At 70.3% G+C, this 20,892-nt stretch carries 14 protein-coding genes and 3 pseudogenes; 8 read left to right on the top strand and 9 right to left on the bottom strand.

Translation table 11 applies throughout. From position 1 onward, the window contains the following. Positions 1-107: 107 nt before the first annotated feature. Positions 108-866, bottom strand: a complete 759-nt coding sequence (locus ACZ4V6_RS06180; RefSeq protein ID WP_467822936.1) for an integrase core domain-containing protein — start codon at positions 864-866, stop codon at positions 108-110. A 204-nt stretch (positions 867-1,070) separates the two neighbouring features. On the opposite strand from ACZ4V6_RS06180, the gene ACZ4V6_RS06185 reads away from it, so the two are divergent. Continuing rightward, positions 1,071-2,051, top strand: a complete 981-nt coding sequence (locus ACZ4V6_RS06185; RefSeq protein ID WP_467822938.1) for an L-threonylcarbamoyladenylate synthase — start codon at positions 1,071-1,073, stop codon at positions 2,049-2,051. Between the two features lie 114 nt (positions 2,052-2,165). Here the strand turns inward: ACZ4V6_RS06185 and ACZ4V6_RS06190 are convergent, their stop codons facing one another. Together ACZ4V6_RS06190 and ACZ4V6_RS06195 are read right to left on the bottom strand one after the other, a co-directional pair. Further along, complete coding sequence (locus tag ACZ4V6_RS06190) at positions 2,166-2,810, bottom strand: carbonic anhydrase (RefSeq protein ID WP_467822941.1); 645 nt, start codon at positions 2,808-2,810, stop codon at positions 2,166-2,168. A 633-nt stretch (positions 2,811-3,443) separates the two neighbouring features. Next, positions 3,444-4,373: a hypothetical protein gene (locus ACZ4V6_RS06195; RefSeq protein ID WP_467822943.1), complete on the bottom strand. Its 930-nt coding sequence runs from the start codon at positions 4,371-4,373 to the stop codon at positions 3,444-3,446. 585 nt (positions 4,374-4,958) lie between these two features. Between ACZ4V6_RS06195 and ACZ4V6_RS06200 the strand changes: the two genes are divergently transcribed. Both ACZ4V6_RS06200 and ACZ4V6_RS06205 read left to right on the top strand, forming a co-directional pair. Further along, the gene (locus tag ACZ4V6_RS06200; protein WP_467822945.1) at positions 4,959-5,240 is read left to right on the top strand and encodes a hypothetical protein; all 282 of its coding nucleotides are present in this window, start codon (positions 4,959-4,961) and stop codon (positions 5,238-5,240) included. A gap of 92 nt (positions 5,241-5,332) precedes the next feature. Then, a complete protein-coding gene (locus ACZ4V6_RS06205; RefSeq protein ID WP_467822948.1) occupies positions 5,333-5,728 on the top strand; it encodes an SgcJ/EcaC family oxidoreductase in 396 nt (131 codons plus the stop codon). Positions 5,729-5,763: 35 nt separating this feature from the next. On the opposite strand, the gene ACZ4V6_RS06210 is transcribed toward ACZ4V6_RS06205, so the two are convergent. Beyond that, positions 5,764-6,210: a hypothetical protein gene (locus tag ACZ4V6_RS06210; RefSeq protein WP_467822950.1), complete on the bottom strand. Its 447-nt coding sequence runs from the start codon at positions 6,208-6,210 to the stop codon at positions 5,764-5,766. A 519-nt stretch (positions 6,211-6,729) separates the two neighbouring features. Between ACZ4V6_RS06210 and ACZ4V6_RS06215 the strand changes: the two genes are divergently transcribed. Further along, a complete protein-coding gene (locus ACZ4V6_RS06215; protein ID WP_467822953.1) occupies positions 6,730-7,578 on the top strand; it encodes a phosphotransferase in 849 nt (282 codons plus the stop codon). A 75-nt stretch (positions 7,579-7,653) separates the two neighbouring features. On the opposite strand, the gene ACZ4V6_RS06220 is transcribed toward ACZ4V6_RS06215, so the two are convergent. After that, positions 7,654-11,514, bottom strand: a complete 3,861-nt coding sequence (locus tag ACZ4V6_RS06220; protein WP_467822955.1) for a tetratricopeptide repeat protein — start codon at positions 11,512-11,514, stop codon at positions 7,654-7,656. A 41-nt stretch (positions 11,515-11,555) separates the two neighbouring features. Continuing rightward, positions 11,556-11,888 (bottom strand): trypco2 family protein, encoded by a 333-nt coding sequence (locus ACZ4V6_RS06225; RefSeq protein ID WP_467822957.1) that lies wholly within the window; start codon positions 11,886-11,888, stop codon positions 11,556-11,558. Positions 11,889-13,236: 1,348 nt separating this feature from the next. Between ACZ4V6_RS06225 and ACZ4V6_RS06230 the strand changes: the two genes are divergently transcribed. The 4 genes and pseudogenes from ACZ4V6_RS06230 (at position 13,237) to ACZ4V6_RS06245 (ending at position 19,328) form a co-directional block, all read left to right on the top strand. Further along, entirely contained in the window at positions 13,237-15,960 is a 2,724-nt protein-coding gene (locus tag ACZ4V6_RS06230; protein WP_467822960.1) for a DEAD/DEAH box helicase, read from the top strand. Positions 15,961-16,259: 299 nt separating this feature from the next. Then, positions 16,260-17,297: an SWIM zinc finger family protein gene (locus ACZ4V6_RS06235; protein ID WP_467822962.1), complete on the top strand. Its 1,038-nt coding sequence runs from the start codon at positions 16,260-16,262 to the stop codon at positions 17,295-17,297. 251 nt (positions 17,298-17,548) lie between these two features. Then, positions 17,549-17,867, top strand: a pseudogene (locus ACZ4V6_RS06240) (MBL fold metallo-hydrolase); the annotation flags it as partial. Positions 17,868-18,323: 456 nt separating this feature from the next. Continuing rightward, on the top strand, positions 18,324-19,328 hold the full coding sequence (locus tag ACZ4V6_RS06245) for a helix-turn-helix domain-containing protein (protein ID WP_467822965.1): 1,005 nt from the start codon (positions 18,324-18,326) through the stop codon (positions 19,326-19,328). Positions 19,329-19,671: 343 nt separating this feature from the next. Here ACZ4V6_RS06245 and ACZ4V6_RS06250 read toward each other — a convergent pair. From ACZ4V6_RS06250 to ACZ4V6_RS06260, 3 genes and pseudogenes are all read right to left on the bottom strand, one after another. Next, positions 19,672-19,967, bottom strand: a pseudogene (locus tag ACZ4V6_RS06250) (IS5/IS1182 family transposase); the annotation flags it as partial. Positions 19,968-19,979: 12 nt separating this feature from the next. Next, positions 19,980-20,254, bottom strand: a pseudogene (locus ACZ4V6_RS06255) (transposase); the annotation flags it as partial. Further along, entirely contained in the window at positions 20,227-20,703 is a 477-nt protein-coding gene (locus tag ACZ4V6_RS06260) for a transposase (protein WP_467822967.1), read from the bottom strand. The gene ACZ4V6_RS06260 and the pseudogene ACZ4V6_RS06255, both read right to left, overlap by 28 nt. Positions 20,704-20,892 lie beyond the last annotated feature (189 nt).

Raw genomic sequence — 20,892 nt, forward strand, 5'->3', positions numbered from 1 at the left:
TTCGGAGGGAACGGGCTTATCGGACGCACCGCAGGGTACGTGAGTCATGCACCGGCCCCGCAGACTCAGCAGTGGAACCCTGCTCCTCCTGTCCGCGGGGCCGGTGCTTATCGGGCGCGCATCTGGTTCAGCCGGGTGGCCGGGCCACGCAGTTCGGCCCCGGCGACCATGCCCACAGACGGTGCTGCGCCTGCCGAGAAGCTCATCCGCCCAGCTCGGGCGGTGTGTCGGTACTCGTGGAGGATGCCGCCGAGTCGTCGGTGTCGTCGTATGCCGAGGTGGGTGATCTGCTCCGGATCGCTGTTCGGCATCGGTAAGGGGCGTAACGGGCGGGTACGGGCGATGCCTTGACGGGGTCGGTGGGAGTCGTAGAAGTCTTCGCGCTCGTGTGGCGCGTGGAGCAGGTGTGGTTGATTCCGGATCAGGGTGCGGTCCAGCAAATCGTGTCGGCAGGTCTGCACCCACCTCTCCATGATCGAGTCCATGCGCGGCATCCGTGCTCCGCTGAGTACTGTCTCGATCTCCGCATCGTTGAGGACGGTGCCGAACAAGGCGGGAAACTTTCCGTCCCGGCCCCGGATCCGGCGGCCGACGTGCTCGATCACCGCGCATGCATAGAACCGCGCCCCGGACAAGGTGATCGTTTCCAGGAAGTCGCATGCCGGCAGGACGTCGGCCTGGGAGCGCAGGAAGTCCGCCCATGTACTCGCAGCACGCTCGGGTGCCGGGTCGATCCCGGCTTCCTGGAGGATCTCCCAGACGGAGGAGGCGGCTACCGTAACGCCCGGAACGAGGAGTCCGCCGGGATGCGGCGCTACCAGCGGTCGGAGTTCTCGCGGGCGAGCCGCAGCGCGGCCAGCCGTCATGCCGGGGTGCTCGCCACTCTCGCGAGAGCACCGGTTCCAGCGTCCGTGCTCGAGAATCCGCGCATCCCGCAAACCAGCTCCCACCTCGGCGGATGAGGTTCTCGGCAAGGGCACCGTCCTCGGTGTGCGGACGCCGCGCAGCGCCTGTGCGGCTGCCTTCCGTGAGTCCGATCATGACCGTCGCCGGTCCCCGGCCCACCTAGGATGGGGAGGGTGACCGCAAGCGACATCGACAAGGCGGCCGCGGTGCTGCGCGCCGGCGGACTGGTGGCCCTCCCGACCGAGACTGTCTACGGACTGGGCGCCAATGCCGAGGACCCCGCCGCCGTCTCGCGTATCTTCCAGGTCAAGGGGCGTCCGCCCACCCACCCGCTGATCGTCCACATCGCCGGTGCGGAGCACCTGGACGGTTGGGTGAAGGACGTGCCTGAGGCGGCCCGCCTGCTGTCCGAGCGCTTCTGGCCGGGACCGCTCACGCTGGTCCTGCGCCGCGGTGCCCGCGTGCCGCTGGAAGCGACCGGGGGCCTGGAGACGGTCGCTGTGCGTGTGCCGGACCACCCGATCGCGCTCGAGCTGCTGGAGGCGTTCGGCGGCGGCATCACGGCTCCGTCCGCCAACCGCTTCGGCTCGGTCAGCCCCACCACCGCAGACCACGTCCGTGCCGAGCTCGGCGACGCCGTCGACTTCGTACTGGACGGTGGCCGCTGTGAGGTCGGCGTCGAGTCCACCATCGTCGACGTCACCGGCGAAACCCCGGCTGTCCTCAGGCCCGGCGGGGTGACCCGCGAGGACCTCGAAGCGGTGCTGGGATACCCACTCACCGTGCCGGCGACCAGTCACGTCCGGGTGCCGGGCCAGCATCCCTCGCACTACGCACCGCGTGCGCGAGTCGTCCTGGTCGAGCCCGAGAAGGTCATCGCCGAAGCGGCACTCGCTTCCGACCTGGGGCACCAGGTGGGCGTCTTCCTCCCCGCCGCGTTCGCCGACGCTCCGGTGCATGCGCACGCCGTGGTGGCGGTCCCCGCCTCTATGGCAGCCTACGCGCGCGGCCTGTACGGGTTCCTTCGAGAACTCGACCAGAAGGGATGCGACCTCATCGTCGCCTCCTTGCCGGCGGAGGAGGGGCTAGGACTGGCGATCGCCAACCGGCTCCGCCGCGCCGCGGGGCCCCGTACCGTCGTGTGACCACCGCCGGCAGCCGAAACCGTTTCAGGCCCTGACCCACGTGACAGCCCGCGGCCCAGCCGGGTCGGCGCGGGCCGCGGGCTGGACTCGCGGTCGATTCGTGTGGGCGGGGGGTCAGGACGCGGTGGGAACCGCGACGTCGAGGCCGCGGGCGGCGACGAGCTGGGCGCTGCCGTCGGCCAGACGGTAGGACAAGCCCACCACGCCGAGGCGGCCGTCAGCCACCCGCTCGGCCAGGACGTGGGAGCGTTCCAGCAGCAGGTCCACGGTGTGCTCGATGTGCTCGGCCAGGACCTCCTCGGCGCTCTCGCGTCCGGCGGCGCGGGCTGCCAGCACGCTCGGGGTCACCCGTTCGACGACGTCCCGGACGAAGCCACCCGGCGTCTGCCCGTTCTCCAGAGCCGAGCAGGCCGCGGCGACGGCGCCGCACGAGTCGTGACCGAGCACCACGACCAGCGGCGCGTTGAGAACTGCCGTGCCGAACTCGATGGAGCCGAGCACCTCCGTACCGGCGACGTGGCCGGCGGTGCGCACCACGAACAGGTCGCCCAGGCCGCGGTCGAAGATGATCTCGGCGGCCAGCCGGGAGTCGGAGCACCCGAACAGCACGGCGAACGGCTTCTGGGACGGGGCGGTCTCGGTGCGGCGGACGGCGTCCTGGTTCGGGTGCTTAGGCGTGCCGGTGACGAAGCGCTGGTTGCCGGCCATGAGCAGCTCGAAGGCATCGTGGGGTGTCGGCGTCTGAATCTTCTCGGTCATAGCGGCAGAATACGAGGCCCTACCAGCGGTCGCACCGCCTGGTCTCGTTGGCCAGCGTCCGGCGGGGCCGTGAGCCGCTCCTGCTGCTGGCGCCCGCGGACCGCCCCGCCGGCCTCCGTCAGCGGTCGTCGTTCATGGTGTCGTGCTGGGCCGGGCGCTTTGCCGTGTGCTCCAGCCCGGCACTGTGGGAGCCCTTGACCAGGACGATGTCCCCGGGCTGGATCATCTCGCGGGCCAGGGGGAGGGCGTGGTCGCGGTCGCGGGGGCTCGACCGTGCGCGAGTCGACCACGGCGGGCGCGGTCACCAGCACGGACGCATCCGGCATGTCTCACAGCCGGCCGCCGACGGCCGCCGCGACAGCTTCGAGCGAAAGAGCGATCACGACACGCACTCCCCGGCAGCAGAGCCCGCCCGGCACGGCGAGTGCCCACCGGTTCGGTCCACCCGACCGTAATGCCTGCATGAGCCGGTACACATCACGTACTCCACAAGACCGGTCGGCCCGGACGTGAGCTGGAGGAGCTGCCCGTTCGATCCGTGCTCCCTCCTCGTGCGACAACCTCGCCGGTTCCCCCCGTGGTCTGTCAGCGAGCACCGCCTTCCTGCCGGGTGCAGGAAGCGGGGGGTTCAGGCTACTGAGGCAGTGGCCGGGGCCGGTGGCCGCTGAGGTCGGCGTCCGGCTGCGCTTCGTGGAAGTCCAGCCCCAAGTAGATGCCGCCCGCCCATTCCATCGGCGTCTGGTGCCCGATGTAGTCTCTGGCGCCCGAGTCGTCGGTGAGGTCCCAGTCCGAGAAGTAGTCCGTGACCCGCAGCACCGCCTCCTCGTCGCTGATCCCGAAGCGGCTGGCCATCGCCGCGACGATCTCCCGCACCAGGTCGAGCTCCTCCTCACCGGCCGGGACCGGAAGTCCGGTCAGCACCGTGCCGAAGCGGTGGCCACGGGCCCGCAGGCCGTCCCTGACCCGCTCCGCGAACGCCTGAGCGTGATCCTCGTCGCGCTCCGACATGGCCTGGGTGCCGGGCGATCGGCCCGCCTCGCGGTCAGCGGCCAGCTCCGCCAGGTCGCGTGACCGCAGTGTGCGCTCCTGCTCCCCGCCGAGCCGGTCGGCGAGGGCGCAGGCGGCGTCGAAAAGCTCCGTGCCGCCGGGGTCGGCCACGAGGTCGAACACGGTCCGGGCGAGGTCGAGGAGCAGTCCGACGGTTTCGTCGTGGGGAACGGAACCCGCGGCGAAGTCCTCGATGGCGAGCGCGAGATCCGCCCGCGCGAACCCGACCTGGTACGGCTCCACCCGGTCCTCGCCCTCTCCGTAACCGAAACGCAGCATGGCCCCGGCCGTGTCGTGAGCCCGGCACAGGCCGTCGCGTACCGACCCGTACCAGGGGGAGGCAGCCGGCGGCTGCAGGGCGGCGCAGCACCGCCCCACCGTCAGCAGTGCCGCGGTCACCAGGTCGGCCTGGGTGCCCTGGGGCAGTACCCGCGGCTCCAGCGGCCCCGGCGCGTCCCACGGGTCGGCGGCGTCCATGTCGTCCCCGGTGTGCGCGTCGTTCTCGACGTCCGGCATCGGTTCCCCCTCTCTCATGCCGCGAACGCAGGAAACCGTCCCGGTACGCTCGAACCGAGCGTACCGGGACGGTGATCAGGTATTTCGGTCCATGAGGGCCGAGGGCACCACAGTCAGACCAGTCCCGAGAAGAACATGACGAAGAAGCTCGCCGCCCAGCTCATGGAGAAGGAGATCGGCGTCGGCTCCACCGCCCGGCGTCGCGGGACCACGGTGAAGAGCGGTGCCGCAGGTGGTCGTGTTCCCGCCTTGCCCCCGTCGAGCGGAAGCCGCCGTCACGACGCCGCACGATCTGCACGGTGATGCCCGTGGCCTCCTGGGTCCGGGCAGGGAAGCCGGTGCCGCGACAGCCCTGGTCCGCCCGCACATGCCGCAGGTGTGGAAAGTTCTCCCCGGCCCGGGAGAAGAGGACCGCGGCGCCGTCACGGTCGCCGACGCCGGCCGGACCGACGCAGGTGAGCAGGACGGTGCCACGGGTGCCGGCCGGGAGATGGCGTCCGACACCGCTGACCTTCTCGCCGCCGTCGCGGCCGTGGAGAAGGCGAGCCTCGTCCCCGCCTCGCGCAGGTTGCGGAACGCCCAGGCGTGCGACCAGTGGTGCTCGCCGACGCCCTCGGCCCCGTACTTGCCCGGACCGGCGGCGTCCGGGGCGCAGTGCCGCGGCTGCATGCAGGCCACGACGTCGAGCTCGGCGAACCGGCCGTCCTCGCCGTGGTCGGCGACCGGGTCGCGGGCGCCGTGGCCTTCGGAGTCGGCGACGGCAAGGTCACGGCCCTGATCGGCGTCGCCGCAACCGACCGGCTCGCGCGCCTCAACGAGGCGTGGCGGCAGCACGAGGCCGGCGAGCCGGTCATCGGCGCGTGGTGACGAGGGTGCGGGAATCGTCGGCATCCCTGAGAACTCGGCTCGGAGACCTCCGGACCGACGGCCTTGACCTCAAGCCGGCTTGAGGTCCCAGAGTGATCCGTACGAACACCGAAACCGCGGATGTCAAAGCCGTCGAACAGGTCGTGGCCGCCGTCGAGCGCGCCCAGCGTGCCAAGGACGTGGACGCCTTCCTCGCGCTGTTCCACCCGGACGCCCTGTGGACGACCGCCCACGGCAAGGTCCTCATCGGCTTGGACGCGATCGCCGAATTCACCCGCTCCGTGCTGCCTGCCGCGAACTGGGACGGAGAGGTCACCTACGAGGCGGTGCACACGCAGTTCCTGTGGCCCGACGTGGCGGCGGTCAAGGTCCGCCAGGTCTACCCGTCGGTGCTGTGCCCAGGAACAGGCCGAACCCGAAGACCCAGCAGAGTCCCACGCGCCTGCCGTTCGACCATGGCACCGCGCTCCGCCCCCTGGAGGCCGTAGGCATCGGCGAGGAACCAGTCTCGGGAGGGGTTGGCCTACAGGCTGCGGCAGATCTCGCGAGCCCGGTCCAAGTCCTTCTTCGCCGTCGCGTCGAAGTCGAAGACCTGGGCATGGCGGTCCTGCGCGCGGCGAATGGCCTGTGCGAGCTCCTTGTACTTCGCGTCGCCCGCTGCCGCCGACGCGGAGAGCGCCCCGGCGGCCGCAAAGCGGTTGAAGGCGATCTCGCCAGCAGGCCCCTTCTCCGTGTACTTCGCCGCATCGAATCCGTCGAGCGCCTCGCAGGCGGCACGGGCATCTGCTGCCGGGGCTCCGCCGGCAGGGGAGTCGGAATCAGTGCTCATCGCCCATGCGGTGCCTGTCCCCGCGGCGCCGAGTACGAGCCCGGCGACGAGGGAGAGCACCACGGTCCTCGTGCGCGTGGCCGGCTGCTCGTAAGACGTCGAGGCGGGGGCGAGGGGCGTGGAGGGCTGCTGTGGCTGCATCCGGCCAAAGGTAGCGTGACTGTTCACGGACCGGGCGGGGGGCCCGAGGCACTGCTCGAGCAGCTTTCAGCGGTCGGGGCGGTCGGGGCGCGACGCCGGGGGCGACGGCCCGGCCGGCGGACCTGGCTGCCCCGTCGCGATGCAGTATCTCGCCCCTGACGGCGATCGCGTCTTCACCGACGACATCATCGATGACTACAGCCGGAGCCGGAACTGGCAGGGACGCCCAGGACCGGCCGAGGTACCGCGGGACTTGCTGATCCTGCCCCTCCACACGAGGACGTGGCCGCGACCATGGGATGGGGCCCTCAGGAGGTTGAGCGGCACCGCGAGCCTTCTGACTGTAGGGCCACCTGACGTCGTCGTGCTCGGCAGTAGATCCTCGGGCCTGTGCAGCTCCTGCTTTGCGACGCTTATCACCGGGTCCGATCTTGGCCACCGAATGATGTTCACGAAGACATCGGGGCATCGCTGCTGTCCCCGGACGTGTATGTGTACTCACCATAGAGGGAGAACGGTATGGGGCCATTAGAACTCCGCCGCGCAGTTGAGGTAGGACGAGCGACTGCTTCAGAGCTGGGCCTTCAGGTCGACGATGCGATCGTCATCCACAACTCGGACCGCGTCGCGCTGCGCCTGGCCCCTTGCGAGGTTCTGGCTCGGATCGCACCGCTGGGGCATCTGGCTGATTCCGAGTTCGAAGCAGAGGTTGCTCGCCGTCTCGCCGACGTCGACGCTCCGGTGGCTGAGCTTGAGCCTCGGGTCGAGCCCCGAGTCTATGTGCGTGGTGCCTTCGCCATCTCGCTCTGGACCTACTACGAACCGGTGGGATCAGAGGTCGCCCCGGCCGACTACGCAGACGTGTTCTTGCGGCACCATGCCGCCCTGCGCCAGATCGATCTGGCCGCACCGCATTTCACCGATCGAGTCGCCGTGGCACTGAGAGAGGTGAACGACCGGGACCAGTCCCCCGAGCTGCCCGATTCTGACCGGAAGCTCCTCAGCGACACGCTCAGTGGACTGAGCGCCGCGATCAGCATCGACAAAGCCGACGACCAGCTGTTGCACGGGGAGCCCCATCCAGGCAACCTCCTGAACACGAGGAGAGGGCCGCTCTTCGTAGACCTCGCCACCTGCTGCCGTGGGCCGGTCGAGTTCGACCTCGCCCATGCGCCCGAAGACGTGGGAAGGCGCTATGCGGGGGCTGACCACGACCTGATCCACTGGTGCCGCGCCTTGAACTGGGCGATGTTCTCCGCCTGGCGCTGGCGCCAGGACGACCAAATGCCCGACCGGGGCCACTGGAGAGTGGAGGGCCTCGACCAGGTTCGTGCTGCACTCGATCGCTGCGGATCGGGCCGGACTTGAGACAGACGAACTGCCGGGCGGCCCCGATCCGCTGCGCCGTCGGTTCACAGTGGTCACGACCGCCACCGCACGCCTTCAGCCGGTCGCCCCGAGGTCATCGCTCAGGTCGTTCCGGAGGCGCAAGGCTTCGGGGAGGCCCCGCAGGCGTGCCGGGCTCGTCTGCGGGAGGCGGTGGAAGCACTCGATGGCGCTCCCCACCGTCTTCAGCGCCTGGCGGAGGTCTCCCAGCGAGGCGATCAGCATGGCGTATCCGAGCAGCGTGCCGGCGAGGCTCGGCAGGTAGTCCGGATCGTCGCCAACCAGCCGGTCCAAGAGCTCTATAACGCCTTCCATCACGAGCGCGGCAGCTTGTCCTTGCTCGGCCGCCGCCATCTCGGCGGCCAGGCCGCTCAACACCGCTGCGAGCGATCCCTCCCTGGCGACGACCAGCTCGACCGGGTACCAGCTGCGCCAGATCTCCGACGCGGTGAGCCCCACTTCAACAGCGAGGTCGGGACGGCCTGCCTCCCCCAGCCGACGGCAGAGGGGTACCAGAGCTTCCTCGATCTCGTCGACGTCGGTGGCCACCGGGTCCGCGTTCAGGAGCCTGCCGAAGACCTCCACCGCGTTCAGTTCCGCCTCGGCCGCGCTTTCGTGGCGGCCGGCCGCCCACTGTCTCGTGGCCAGGGTCTGCAACGCCCCCACCAGGCTCCGGCCTACCGCCACCAGGCCCCGGCCTCCGGTGTCCAGGTCTGCCTTCGCGGTCTCGAAAAGCAGTTCCACGGCCTCCTCGAGCGGCTCGAAGAGCCGGTCCTCACAACCTGCTTCCAAGAGAAGGTCCGCGAGCCTCAACAGCTGGTGTGCGAGCCATACTCGCAGCTCCACGGTGCCGCCGGCAGCGAGTCTGCGGGATATCTCGAGGGCCTGTGCCTGGGCGGCTAGAGCATCGACGTGCCGGCCGGCCCCGGAGAGCAGGCCACCCAGCTCGGCAAGAGCAAGAGCGAGGAGAGGCTCGTACTCCTGGGGCTCTTCGGCCGCCAGCTCGCGGTAATTGTCTACGGCTGCCCGGATGTGGGCGAGTGCCTCGTCGGCCTGCTCCGTTCGGCGCGCGACGACGCCCGCCCTGTACTGCGTGCGCGCGAGCTCCGGCCTGCCGGTTCCGGGGGCCGCGTCCGACAGTCGTCGACGGACCTCCACCATCTCCCGGAGCACCGGAAGCGCCTCTTCGGGACGGTCCTTCTCCAGCGGCTGCGCCAGGAGGCCCAGCGACCGCGCCAGTGCAGGGTCGTAGGCAGCCGGGTCCCGGGCAGCGAGGCGCCGCCTGATCTCCATGGATCTGTGAACCACGGCGCTCGCCTCCCACTGCCGGCTCTCCGCGGTCAGGAACACCGCCAGGTTCTCCAGGCAGTCCGCCAGCCGATCCTCGTACTGCGCCGGGTACTCCGCAACGAGCCGCTCCCAGATCCGGACGGCGGCCTCGATGTGGGGCAGCGCCTCCCTCGTGCGGCCCAGGATGTGCAGCCGCCCGCCGAGATCCGTCAGCGCGGACGCGAGGTGCGGCTGGTAGGCCCCGGGTTGCGGAACGTAGGCCCAGATGTCGCTGGTGATCCGGCGATATCTCTTCACTGCTTCCTCAGTCGCCTCGAGCGCTTCGTCATGGCGGTCGGCGTCGACGAGGTGGTTACCGAGGTTGGCCAGCGATACGGCGAGCTGCGGTTCGTACCGTGAGCGATCGCTCGCTGCGAGCCGCCGTCGGATCTTCACCGCCTGACATTCGGCGTGCAGAGCTTCCTCCGTGCGTCCCGTCTCCGTGAGACGTATAGCGAGGTGGGACAGCAAGTTCGCCAGCGCGGGTTCGGCGGATGCCGGATCGAGTGCCGCGCGCCGACGAGCTTCCTCGACCAGGCCCTCGACAAGCTGAAGGGCGACTGAGCTGAGCAGGGAGGGGGATCCGGACGGAACGGGAAGGGACTTCGACACCTCCTCGACCACGTGGACGTCCAGTGCCGCGCCGGTCAGCGCCGACTCCATGACCGAGGTGACCTGTGCGCCGTCCCTGGCCCGCCCGGCGTTGTAGTGAGCGGTCACGGCGCGGGAGAGGACGGTGAGGATCCGGGCCTGCTGCGCGGAGCCAGCGGCCCGGAGCAGGTCCGGAAGCCGAATCCTGCTCCTGACGAGGACGGCCGCGGAGTGGAACTCGGCGACGCGGTCGGGCTGGAGCGACCCCCAGTAGCGGTCCGGTTCGGCCGGGTACAGCCTGGCCACCCACTCCGCGGTGCCCGGGATCCGGTCGGCAGGCAGATCCGGAATCGTATGAAGCACCTGGGCGGCCTCGTCCGCGGAGCGCGCCCCGGTCAGGGCGGCGACGGCGACCACGGTCCCCAGGGTGCTGGTCGGCAGGCCCAGCCGGAACGCAGGGGCGTCGGCGGCGCTTTCCCAGAAGCGTCCCTCGTGCTCCAGCAGGATTCTTTCCGCGGGTGCGTCCGCCGGTACGTCCGCGGGCCGGGGCCCTCGCTGCAGCAGTCCGCCCAAGGCGGTCATCTGCAGGGTCAGAACGCTGTCATACCGGGCGTGGGCCAGGTCGTCCGGAGGGTACAGGCCCGAGGCCAGCCCCGCCCAGTCGTGACCGGGCAGCGAGGAGACGCAGGGCAGGAGGAGCGCCAGGTCCCGGGCGGCCTCCTCGAAGGCGGTCCGCCGCTCTTCCGTGGTTCCCCACCCGCCGGGCACCAGCGGGCCCAGTTCGGTGACGGGCGCTCCGGCCAGCAGCCTCCGTACAGCGGGCAGGGCGGTCATCGGGTCGCTGCGCCACTCCCCGTCCGACCGGGCGAGAAGCAGCACCCGGACCCGGTGGCGGGAGCCATGAAGGTGGGTGATGATCCGTCGCACCAAGCGGGGCCGGGTCTCCGCGTAGTCGACGACGATCAGCAGCGGCAGGGCCGTGGTGAGCGGTGTGAGATCGGGGGCGGCGTCGTGGTCGGTGAGGTCGGAGCGCAGATGACCGGTGACCCAGCCCCGGCGGCGCAGGTCGTCGGCGAGGCGGCGGGCCAGGCGGGACTTGCCCTGACCACCGGGCCCCGTGAGGACGCGGACCTGTGCCGCGGCGGGACCGTCGGCGCACCAGGACGTCAGGTCGGCGAGTTCGGCGTCCCGGCCGCGGAAGGTGACGGCTTCGGCGTCCGCGCGGAGCAGGGCGGTCGGCGAGTCCAGTACACGTACCGGGGCGGCCGGAGCGAACAGGCCGACGGTCTCCACGGGTTCGAGGACGGGTTCCCATCCGGTGCGGTGATGGACGATGGCCAGGAAGTCCTCGTCGGCCAGCAGGTGGGCGGCCGGTGTGGCGGTCAGTCTGGACCCCCCGTCCGCCCTCCGGTCGCGGCGGACGAGCCCGCACAGCAGGTCGTCGCCGGCCAGGGCGCCGTCGCTGAGGACGGCGGCCCCCGATATGCCGGACCAGCGGCCGCTGTCCTGGCTCCGGGACCGCACGGGCACAGTGGGTTCGGTGCTGAGGATCTCGTAGCGCCCGGCCAGGGTGCCGGTTCCCGGCGCGATGTGGCCGGTGAGCTGTTCGTCCCAGCGTTCGCCGCCCACCGGGTCCTTCTGCATCCGGGGAAATCCGGTGAGGGTGACCGGCCAGGGACGTGTGCCGATGAGGTGGCCGAACCGCTGGAGGAGGAGGGGGTTGGCCAGGGACTCCGGTGTCTGCCAGTCACCGCTCTCGGTGATCTCGACCAGTGCCGCGTCGACCGTCTCGTCCTGCCGCCGCCAGAGGACGACCGCGGGGAACTCCTGGCTGCTCACGTCCGGACGGGCGACCGTCACCGCACCGGACGGCGCGTCGGCCAGGACATGGGCGGCGGTCAGGACAAGTCTCGGCGCGATCAGGTAGCCCGAACCGAAGACCCGGGTCTCCGCGCCCGGTCTTCGGGCCCGGACCTGTACTCGACGGTCGAACTCCACGATCCCCCCTGTCGTGCCGGTCCGCTCGCTGCTGGACGTCCCTATTCGTCGTCGCTGACGTCGATGTCGCCGCCCTCGGGCAAGTGGGGCCGCAACGCCACCGTCACCGTGTGGGTGGCTGTCCGGGTGTTCTCCTTCTTGCCGTTCAGACCGATGACGCTCCATCGCAGGCCGCCGTCGACGCCTTTCGTCCCGGTCAGCTCCAGGCCGAGCTCGAGCGTGATCTCCTCCAGCGCGAACAGCACGCCCCGAGGGCCCTGGCCCGCCGTGTCGGCGATCCGCTCCTGTGCCTCTGCGATCTGGTCCCGCAGCAGGGTGATCGCATCGGCCAGGTCCATCATCTGCGGGTCGGACCCGCCGTTCGCACCGGTCATCTCGCCCCGTCTCCCTCGCCCCGGTGTGCTCCACCGCCGCCACGACGAGGACCGTCCGGATGCCCTTGTCCTCTGACCCTCCAGAGAAGCCGGCCGCCACATCGACCACCGGTTCAGCCACTGTAATGCGCGGCCGGGCGTACGGCTCCTGGTCTCGGAGAAGTCGTTGGGCGGTTCTCCGGGCCTGTACCCGGGGTCTACGTCAGCGGCAGTCAGTTCTTGTTCTTGGCGGGATCACGAGGGGCGGTGCAGGGGGATCAACTCTGCCGCCGCAGGCGGCGACTTCCTGCCGAAGCGGCGTGTTGTCGTGGTGAAGTTCGGCAATCGCGATGGCGGCGGCATCCAGACGGCGCTGCAGCGTGGTGCGCCCTCGCGGGCCTTCTCCGTCGCCGCGACGGCTGCCGCCACACCGCACTCGATGCCGCCCAGAAGGCCACCTGCCGGCGCACAGGCGACTGCCCAGACCCTGGTGGTGTGCGGTATCCGCACCGCTCGCGCGGTCTTGGGGCCGCCATATCGTGCCGGCGGCCAACTCCATGGCCGGGCTGGTGTCGACGGGGGAGCGGTGAGCACGGCGGTGGGGGGCCTGCTGTCCTGGTCCACATGCTTTTGGACATGGCGTCCGAGGGACGCGCACGCATCCTGCATGCGGTCGACGGTCGCCGTCGTGAGCGGAGGCCACCAGTGGAGCAGCGCTTTGTGGCGCTGCCGACGCGGGGGCCCGCATCCGGCGGGCGCCTGAGAGGGGCACTGTTTCCTCAGGAGTGGCGCAATGCCGATCGAGTACCAAAACCGGTAGGCGGAGCCACGAGAGGGAGCGTCCACCGATCGTGGAGAGCTTCACTACGAGGTTGTCCGCTCCGGTAGCGTTGAGGCAATTCGGTCGGTGGGCTTACGGCTGGGGCAATCAGTAGGAAAACCGGCGGCAGGTGCGGCTGGGGGACATCGACAGGGGAACCGGACGATGGCCACGGTCTACCGCGTGGTGACCATGAACGACGAAGGCCAGGAGCAGAGCGCTCAGTACTTCGACGCGGACGGTCGGGAGATCGATGATCCCCACCTGTCCAGGGGGCGTATCCCTTCTCCGCAGCGGCAGCCTGTGGACCCGCCCGCCACTTCGGAGCGGGAACGGGTGTCAACCGTTCCCGGAAACGTCGTGTTCGACCCGGTGTGGTGGGAGGATCTGAGGGGGTGCACGGCTGTGTTCCTGCCGGGCGATCCCCCGCGCTCCGGACGGATCGCTTTCCACGCCCAGGGAGGGCGGCCGCCGACCGGTGCTCCCACCGAAGACCTCCTGGTGGTCCTTCCGCACGGTCGCGGCGGGCGGCGACGGACCGTTCCCGCGGTGGTGTGCCCGCTCGCCGACGTTCTGCCGTTGCTGCTCGACGAGCCGCCGGAGCGGCTTGCCGCGACAGGTGCCGCGTGGCACCACGCGGCCCTCTACGCGCTGCACATGGCCGGCCGAGGGCTGTTGCTGCCCGGGCTGAGTGCCGGCGGGTACGACGCCTGGAGGCTGGGGCCGTTCTCGCAGGAGGACGCCGGCTGGGTACGGGCATTGGCCGGGTCTCTTGACCCCGCCGCGTACGCGACTTCGTTGCAGCAGGCCGGGCGTGGACGTACTCCGCTGCTTCTGCCGCATCCGTACGACCGGCTGCGTCTGTTCCTGGACGCGGTGGCCGACTTGCTGCCGCGCACGCCCGCCGCTGCCGCCGCTGCGGGGCAGGCCGCTTTCGCCGGTCGGGACCCCAGGCATCTGCCGGAGCTGTGGGGCTGGGCCGCCAAGGTCGCCGACGGCCGGGACGCCGGTGTCCAGGTCTCCCTCCGCCTTGAACTGCCGGGTACGGAGGGGTGCTTCGACGACACCGACGACGGCACGGGCACGGCGGACCGCCTCGCAGCGGTGGTGCGGTGTGTGCCCCAGGTGCGCTCGCTGGCGGATCCGTTGCTGCTCGCCGACCTGGCCGAGGTGCGGCGGGGGACCGTGGACGGATTCGGTCCTCGTGACCGTGCGCGGGTCGATGCGACGCTGCGTGCGGCCGCCGAGGTCTGGCCCGTACTCGCCGGACTGCTGGAACCGGCCGGGACGGACGCACTGGACGTGGACGACGACGCCTTCCTCGCCCTGCTGGACGACGGCATCGGTGCCCTGGCACAGGTGGGTGTGGCGGTGCACCTGCCGAAGGACCTGGTCCGGGACCTCGTCGTACAGGCAGTCGTCGAGCCCGGGAGCGGTTCGCCGGACGAAGAGCCGGAGGGATCGGGCTTCTTCACACCCGACGCGCTGCTCTCCTTCCGCTGGGAGCTGGCGGTGGGCGACCGCACTCTCACCCCTGCGGAGCTCGACCGGCTGGCGCAGGCCGGGCGCCCGCTGGTGCGGCTGCGGGACCAGTGGGTCGTCGTCGACGAGGCGCTGGTGCGCAAGGCCCGGAGTCGGTCGCGTCAACTGGGCGCCCTGGAGGCGCTGTCGGCCGTTCTCACGGGCGAGGTGGCGGGCGACGACGGATCCGTCACCCCGGTGCGGCCGAACGGATGGCTTGCCTCCCTCCACGACCGGCTGACCGCACCGGAGCACGCCGCGGATGCCGAGCTACTGCCTCCCGCCGGACTGGAGGCCACCTTGCGCGGGTACCAACTGCGCGGCCTGGCCTGGCTGGACCGGCTCACCCGTCTCGGCCTGGGCGCCTGCCTCGCGGACGACATGGGGCTCGGCAAGACGATCACCGCCATCGCCCTCCACCTGCGCCGACAGGAGGATCCGAGGACGGCCGGCGGCCCCGCCCTGGTGGTGTGTCCCGCCTCGCTGCTCGGCAACTGGGGGCGAGAGATCGACAGATTCGCGCCCGGTACGCCCTGGCGCCGCCATCACGGACCCGCACGTGCCCTCGATGACATCCGGCCCGGGGAGATCGTCCTCACCACCTACGGCACGCTCCGCCGTGACCTGTCCGACCTCTGCGGGGCCGGACCGTGGGGACTCGTGATCGCCGACGAGGCGCAGCACGCCAAGAACCCCGCCTCGGTCACCGCCAAGGCCCTGCGCGCCCTCCCCGCCCAGGCCCGGGTGGCGCTCTCCGGCACACCGGTGGAGAACAACCTCACCGAACTCTGGTCGCTCCTGGACTGGGCCACGCCCGGTCTGCTCGGCCCGCTCACCGCCTTCCGGGACCGCTACGGCCGGGCAGCCGAACGCGCCGCCCGCGGCAGTGAGGCCGAGGCCGACGCCGCTGCTGCCGCACGGCTCGGCCGCCTCATCCGCCCCTTCGTGCTGCGCCGCCGCAAGTCCGACCCGGGCATCGCCCCCGAGCTGCCGCCCAAGACCGAGACCGACCACCCGGTCCGGCTGACCCGGGAACAGACGGTGCTGTACGAGGCACAGGTGCGAGAGTCGATGGACGAGATCCGCAACGCACAGGGCATCACCCGGCACGCTTTGGTCCTCAAACTCCTCACTGCCCTCAAGCAGATCTGCAACCATCCCGGCCAGTACCTGAAGGAGGACACGGCGGCCGGCCTCACCGGACGCAGCGGCAAACTCGAACTCCTCGACGAGCTGATCGACGTCCTCCTGGCCGAGAACGCGTCTGTGCTGGTCTTCACCCAGTACACGCGGATGGCGCGGATGCTGGAGGCGCATCTGGCCCGGCGCGGTGTGCGGACGCTCCTGCTGCACGGCGGGACACCGGTGCACCGCCGCGAGGAGATGGTCGACGCCTTCCAGAGGGGCGAGGTCCCCGTGTTCCTGCTTTCCGTGAAAGCAGCCGGCACCGGCCTCAACCTCATCCGGGCGTCCCATGTCGTCCACTACGACCGCTGGTGGAACCCCGCCGTCGAGGACCAGGCCACCGACCGCGCCCATCGCATCGGCCAGACCCAGCCGGTCCAGGTCCACCGGCTGGTCACCGAAGGCACCGTCGAGGAGCGCATCGCACAGCTCATCTCCTCCAAGCGCGACCTTGCGGACTCGGTCCTCGGCGGAAGCCGGGGAGAGGCCGCGATCAGCGACCTGACCGACGACGAACTCGCCGACCTGGTCGCCCTGCACACCATCACCGACCGGAGCAGCAGATGAGCCGCAACGGCACAGGCAAGCGCCCCGTTGATCTGGTCCTCCCGAAGCCGCCGCCGGTACCGGGGCAGCGGAAACTGACGGAGGGGCCGTGGGGCATCCTGTGGATCGCAGCCCTGGAAAGTCCCCGTGGTCGGGACTCCGGGCATACGGCAAGGCTCGACCGCGCTCGCACCTATGCCCGGCGCGGGGCGGTCGGAGACATCACCGTACGCGCGGGCGAACTGTCCGCTCGGGTCACCGGTAGTGGCCGCCGCCCGTACAGGGTCACACTCCGTGTTCCCGAACTGCTCGAGGCGGAGGTGGACCGGCTGCTCGAGGCATGGACGGACGATGTCGACGCCGCCGCCGAACTGTCCCGCGGGGAGCTCGGCGAGGCAACCGCGCGCATCGCCGTCTCCGAAGACATCGCCCTGGTGCCCAGGCCCGGCATCACCGACTACGAGTGCACCTGCCCCGACTGGGGCTTCCCCTGCAAACACGCGGCAGCAGTCTCCTACCAGTACGCCCGGGCCATCGACGCCCGCCCCGACGCCCTCCTGCTGCTGCGTGGCCACCACTTGGACTTCGTGCGTAAGGAAGCAGCGCTCCGGCGCGCCGAACGCGAGGCCGCCGCTGCCGAACAGGCTGCTGAAGAAGCGGAACTGGCCAGGGCGGGCGCGGCTCGCGGAGTCCCGGCCGGCGAGGCGTTCGCGCGGGCCAGGCAGGAAGGCGGTCTGCCGCCCCTGCCGGAGCTTCCCGCTCCAGCGGCCGGGCCCGTCACCGTCGGGCCGTTCCCGGATCCGGGCCGCGAGGACAGCCTTGTCGCCCCTGACCGGCTGTGCATGCTGGCCGACGACGCCGCCCACCGTGCCGCCGATGCCTACAGCCACGCGGTCGCCGCCGGGGGCGCCCCCGCCGCCCGGCTCTGGCTCGACACCGACCCCTGGCTGGACACCGTCCGGCGCGCGGCACGAGCGGACGGCGACCCTCGTGTCGTCGGCCGTCTGCTGAACAGTTCGGACCGGGCGCGTGCACGGCTCGCGCGGGCAGGCGCGGCGTGGAAGCACGGGGGCCAACGCGCACTGGCCGTCCTCGACGGAGGCCAGGTGCCACCGCGTGCCGCGGAGACCGTGGCACGCGAACAACTCCTGACCCGGCTGCTTCCCGGCCCGTCCGGCCCTCCTCTGCTGCGCCGCACCGGCGGTCGTCTTCAGCTGGTCGGCAAAGGTGTCGAGTTGCGGTACGGGCCGGACGGTCACTGGTACCCGTTCCGCAAGCAGTCCGGTCAGTGGTGGCCGGCCGGCCATCCCTCCCAGGACGCCGTGGAGGCTTTGCTGCCGATCCTGCCGGGGACATGACCGGCCGGGTCAGCTCCACACCTCGTCCGGTGGATCACTCGGGGGCGACTACCGTCCGTCCACGCCCACCAGCAAACCGCAGGCCCGACCGACCGCAGGCTTTTGAACCGGACGACATCCGGCGACTCGCACAAGGCCCACTCGGATCTCGAAGAGGTCGGGACGCCACGGCGTGGCCGGGCCCTGGAGCCTGATAGAGCGACAAATTACCCAAGGACCGCACGGACTATACGCCGCTGTCTGGCATGCGGCCAGACATCCACATGACGTCTGCGCAGCGGGTGCAGGCCCACGGACGGGGTCCTGCTGCCGATCCACTGGGGCGTTCAACCTGGCGCCGCACGCGTGGGCGGAGCCGGGGGAGTGGACGAAGGACGCGGCCGGGGAGGCCGGACAGGCGGTGGCGTTCCCGCGGCCGGGTGAGCCGTTCGAGCCGGCGGGGTGCTGCCAAAGGAGGCGTGGTGGCGGGCGGTCCCGGGTCCGATCGCGCACCCCTGGCGGCGTCCCCGGAGTACTGAGGGTGTGGCCGAGACGAGCAAGAAGGATCTCGACCTCGCGGGTGAGCGGTGACGTCGGTCGGGGACAAGATGGGGGAGATGGTGCGGATGCTGGAGCGTCTCCCGGCTGAAGAGCACGATCGTTTGCTGCGAGCCTTGGACGGAGCACCCCGCGTGGAGCACGAAGCCACTGCTCAGCGATTCATGCCCTTGCCCTTCCCCGTGCTCCAGCCGCCCAGCGAAACCCGCGGGTCAGAAAGCAAAGTCCTGCTGGGGTATTGGAGTCGATAGAAGCGCCTTCATGACGCAGCCGCAGAGGATTCATCACCTCCTCCGTGCCCTCGAGCGTCAGCCGAGCTCTGTCGGGTTGGTGTGCGGTGGTGCAGAGGGAGCCGAGGGCGACGAACAGCGGCATGCGTGAACGGGGTGCGGCAGCGATCGCGGTGACTCGGCCCAGGGTCCGGCGCCGCCCCGGTCGTGGCTGAAGACCTACTTCCCGTCTCTGTCTTGCGGTCTCGACCATGACGACGTGTCCATATCTCATGCCGCCACTCCCGTGCTCTCTCAGTCGAACAGTGGTCTCAGCCGGCCCGATCGCTTCGCCTGGTACATCGATGCGGTGCGTGAGGGAATCGCTCCCTTCGCGTTGTCCAGCCCCTACTCCGGGGACTTCACCGCGCGGGTGGTGAGCGCCGATCTCGGCGCCGCCCAGTTGGCGACCTTCTCCTTCCCGGCTCTCGACGCAGTACGGACCGCCCGCCACATCCGGCGCGGTGACCCCGAAACCTACATGCTGGGGCTTATCCAGCGTGCTCCCATGCAGGTGGCCCAGAAACACGAGACAGCGGCCGTTCGGGCGGGTGAGCTGGTGCTTTTCGACACTTCCTACCCTCTGGAGGCAGTGTTTCCGGACCCTGGACACCACGTTGTCGTCACGATCCTGCGACTGCCAAGAGCGTCGATGCCGTTTCCCGGCGACCAGGTTGACCGGCTGCTCGCCCAGCCGCTGTCCACGCGCAGTGCCACGGGTTCTCTCCTGCGGCACCTCATGGGATCCGCGCTCGGGCAGGTCGCGGACCAGTCGGAGGCGGAGAACCAGCGCCTGGGCACGATCGCCGTCGACCTGGCAGCCGCTTTCCTCGCCGGCCACATCGACGTCAGTGGCCTCCTCCCCACCGAGACGAGGCGTCGAGCCCTCGTCGCGAGAATCGGAGCGTTCATCGATGCGAACCTCGGCGACCCGGGGCTCACCCCGGCCGCCATCGCCTCACAACACCACATCTCGGTTCGCACCCTGCACCAACTGTTCAGTGCCGAGCCCGAAGGCGTCATGGCGACCGTGCGGCGCCGACGACTGGAACGCTGCCGGCAAGTCCTCGCCACACCCTCCCTGCGCAAGCAGCCCATCGGCGTGATCGCCGCCCAATGGGGGTTCTCCAGCCCGGGCGAGTTCAGCCGCGTGTTCAAGAGAACCTACGGCGAGACACCCCGGCAGTTCCGGGACGGCACGGTCGCAGCACGTTCTTCGCGCTGAATGCACATCCGCTCCGCACCCGTCGCCAACTCCACGAGAACACGGCACACCACGATGGGTGCGCGGCACCGGGGGGACAGAACAGGCCCTGACACCTGTGGTATCCGGGAGAATGCGGGAGGCGAGATGACAGGTTATGGACAGGCACCCGGTGGGGGCGGCGGTTCGTTCAGCCGCGGGACGGGTCAGGGCTGTGGCTTCTGCATGGGTGTTCTGCTGGCTTTGATCATCCTCATGGTGATCGTACTGGTCGGCGGCTATTCCGTGTTGTTCGCGAGCTGACCGCCACGGTCTGACACAACGCGCAAGCCAGACAACCCGCACTGCGGCCACTGAGCTGTTTTCATCCTGAGTGGCTGCAGGTCAGGAGGGTGTGGACGGCCTGGACGGTAGTGCTGATGCGGCGGGTGGAGCATCTGACTCGCCGGAGGATTCGCCAGGACTTCGACTGTGTAAAGGCGCGTTCGCCCGGGACTGCGAGTCGGGCGTGGTCGCGGTTGAACTGCTGGTGGGGTTCGGGCTGTTCGCGGTAGCGGGGTACGGGGTGCGGCCCGGTGTCGCTCGGGAGGACCAGAGCGGTGCGCCGTCAGGGCGTGCGATGACCTGCACGGTCATGCCGTGCTGCTTGTGCTTCTGCGATCACTGAGGTTTTCAGGGTGGGATCGGTGTACTCAAGGGCAGTCTGGTTGCAGTGAGGCAGGCGTCGATGAGGTGGGGTCCGTTCTGGATTCTGCGTGACTCTCGACGGAGTGTGCGGTCGAGGTCGGCGGGGTGTCGAAGGTGGTGTCGGCCATGGCTCGGCGCGCGAGCGATCAGATCCCTTCGACGGGGTTGAGGTCGGGTGCACAGGGTGGGAGACGGACAGTGGTGAGCCAGTCGTGCTCGGCCTCGTGCCGCTTCAGCCCGGCGGCCAGGTGGGTGTTGAGGATGCCCCTGTTTCGCGTCGAGTGGCGGAAGGTGAGGCGGCAAGGGCCGAGGTCGGCTGGATGTGACGGCAGATCTCGCGGGCGGCGTAGCGTCTGAGGCAGCGGATGATTTCGCGTTTCGGCATGCCTTCATCTGTGCGTCGTTCGAGGTGGAGACGTGTAGGGGCGTCTCGGCGAAGACGAGTCACGACGATGCGGTAGAGGGCGGCGTCGGCCTGCCGGTTGCCTCCGCGGTTCAGCCTCCGGCGCTGGGTCCTTCCGGAAGACTGCTCGACCGGGCTGACACCGCACAGGGCGGCGAACGCCGCCTCGCTGGACAGCCGCTCCGGATCGTCGCCGGCGACGATCGGCAGGACAGCTGCACTGTCAGGTCCGACGCCGATGACGTCCAGGAGCTGCGGATGGCAGCGACGGACGGCTGTGGCGATCCGGCGCGCGAACTCCTTCACCTTGACTGTCAGCTGCTGAACGCGCTGGGCCAGAAGCCGGAGCGTGAGGACGGCCGCGTCGCCGGCATCGGGAAGGTCGGCGCGCCTGTCGCGGTCACCCCGCCCCCTTGTGGCTACCGCACGCCCCGGTGATACCGCAGAGGGCTGCCGTCCGTCAGCCCCGACGGCACCATGAGTTCAACCTCAGTA

The organism is Streptomyces sp. NPDC029152 (assembly GCF_055564355.1).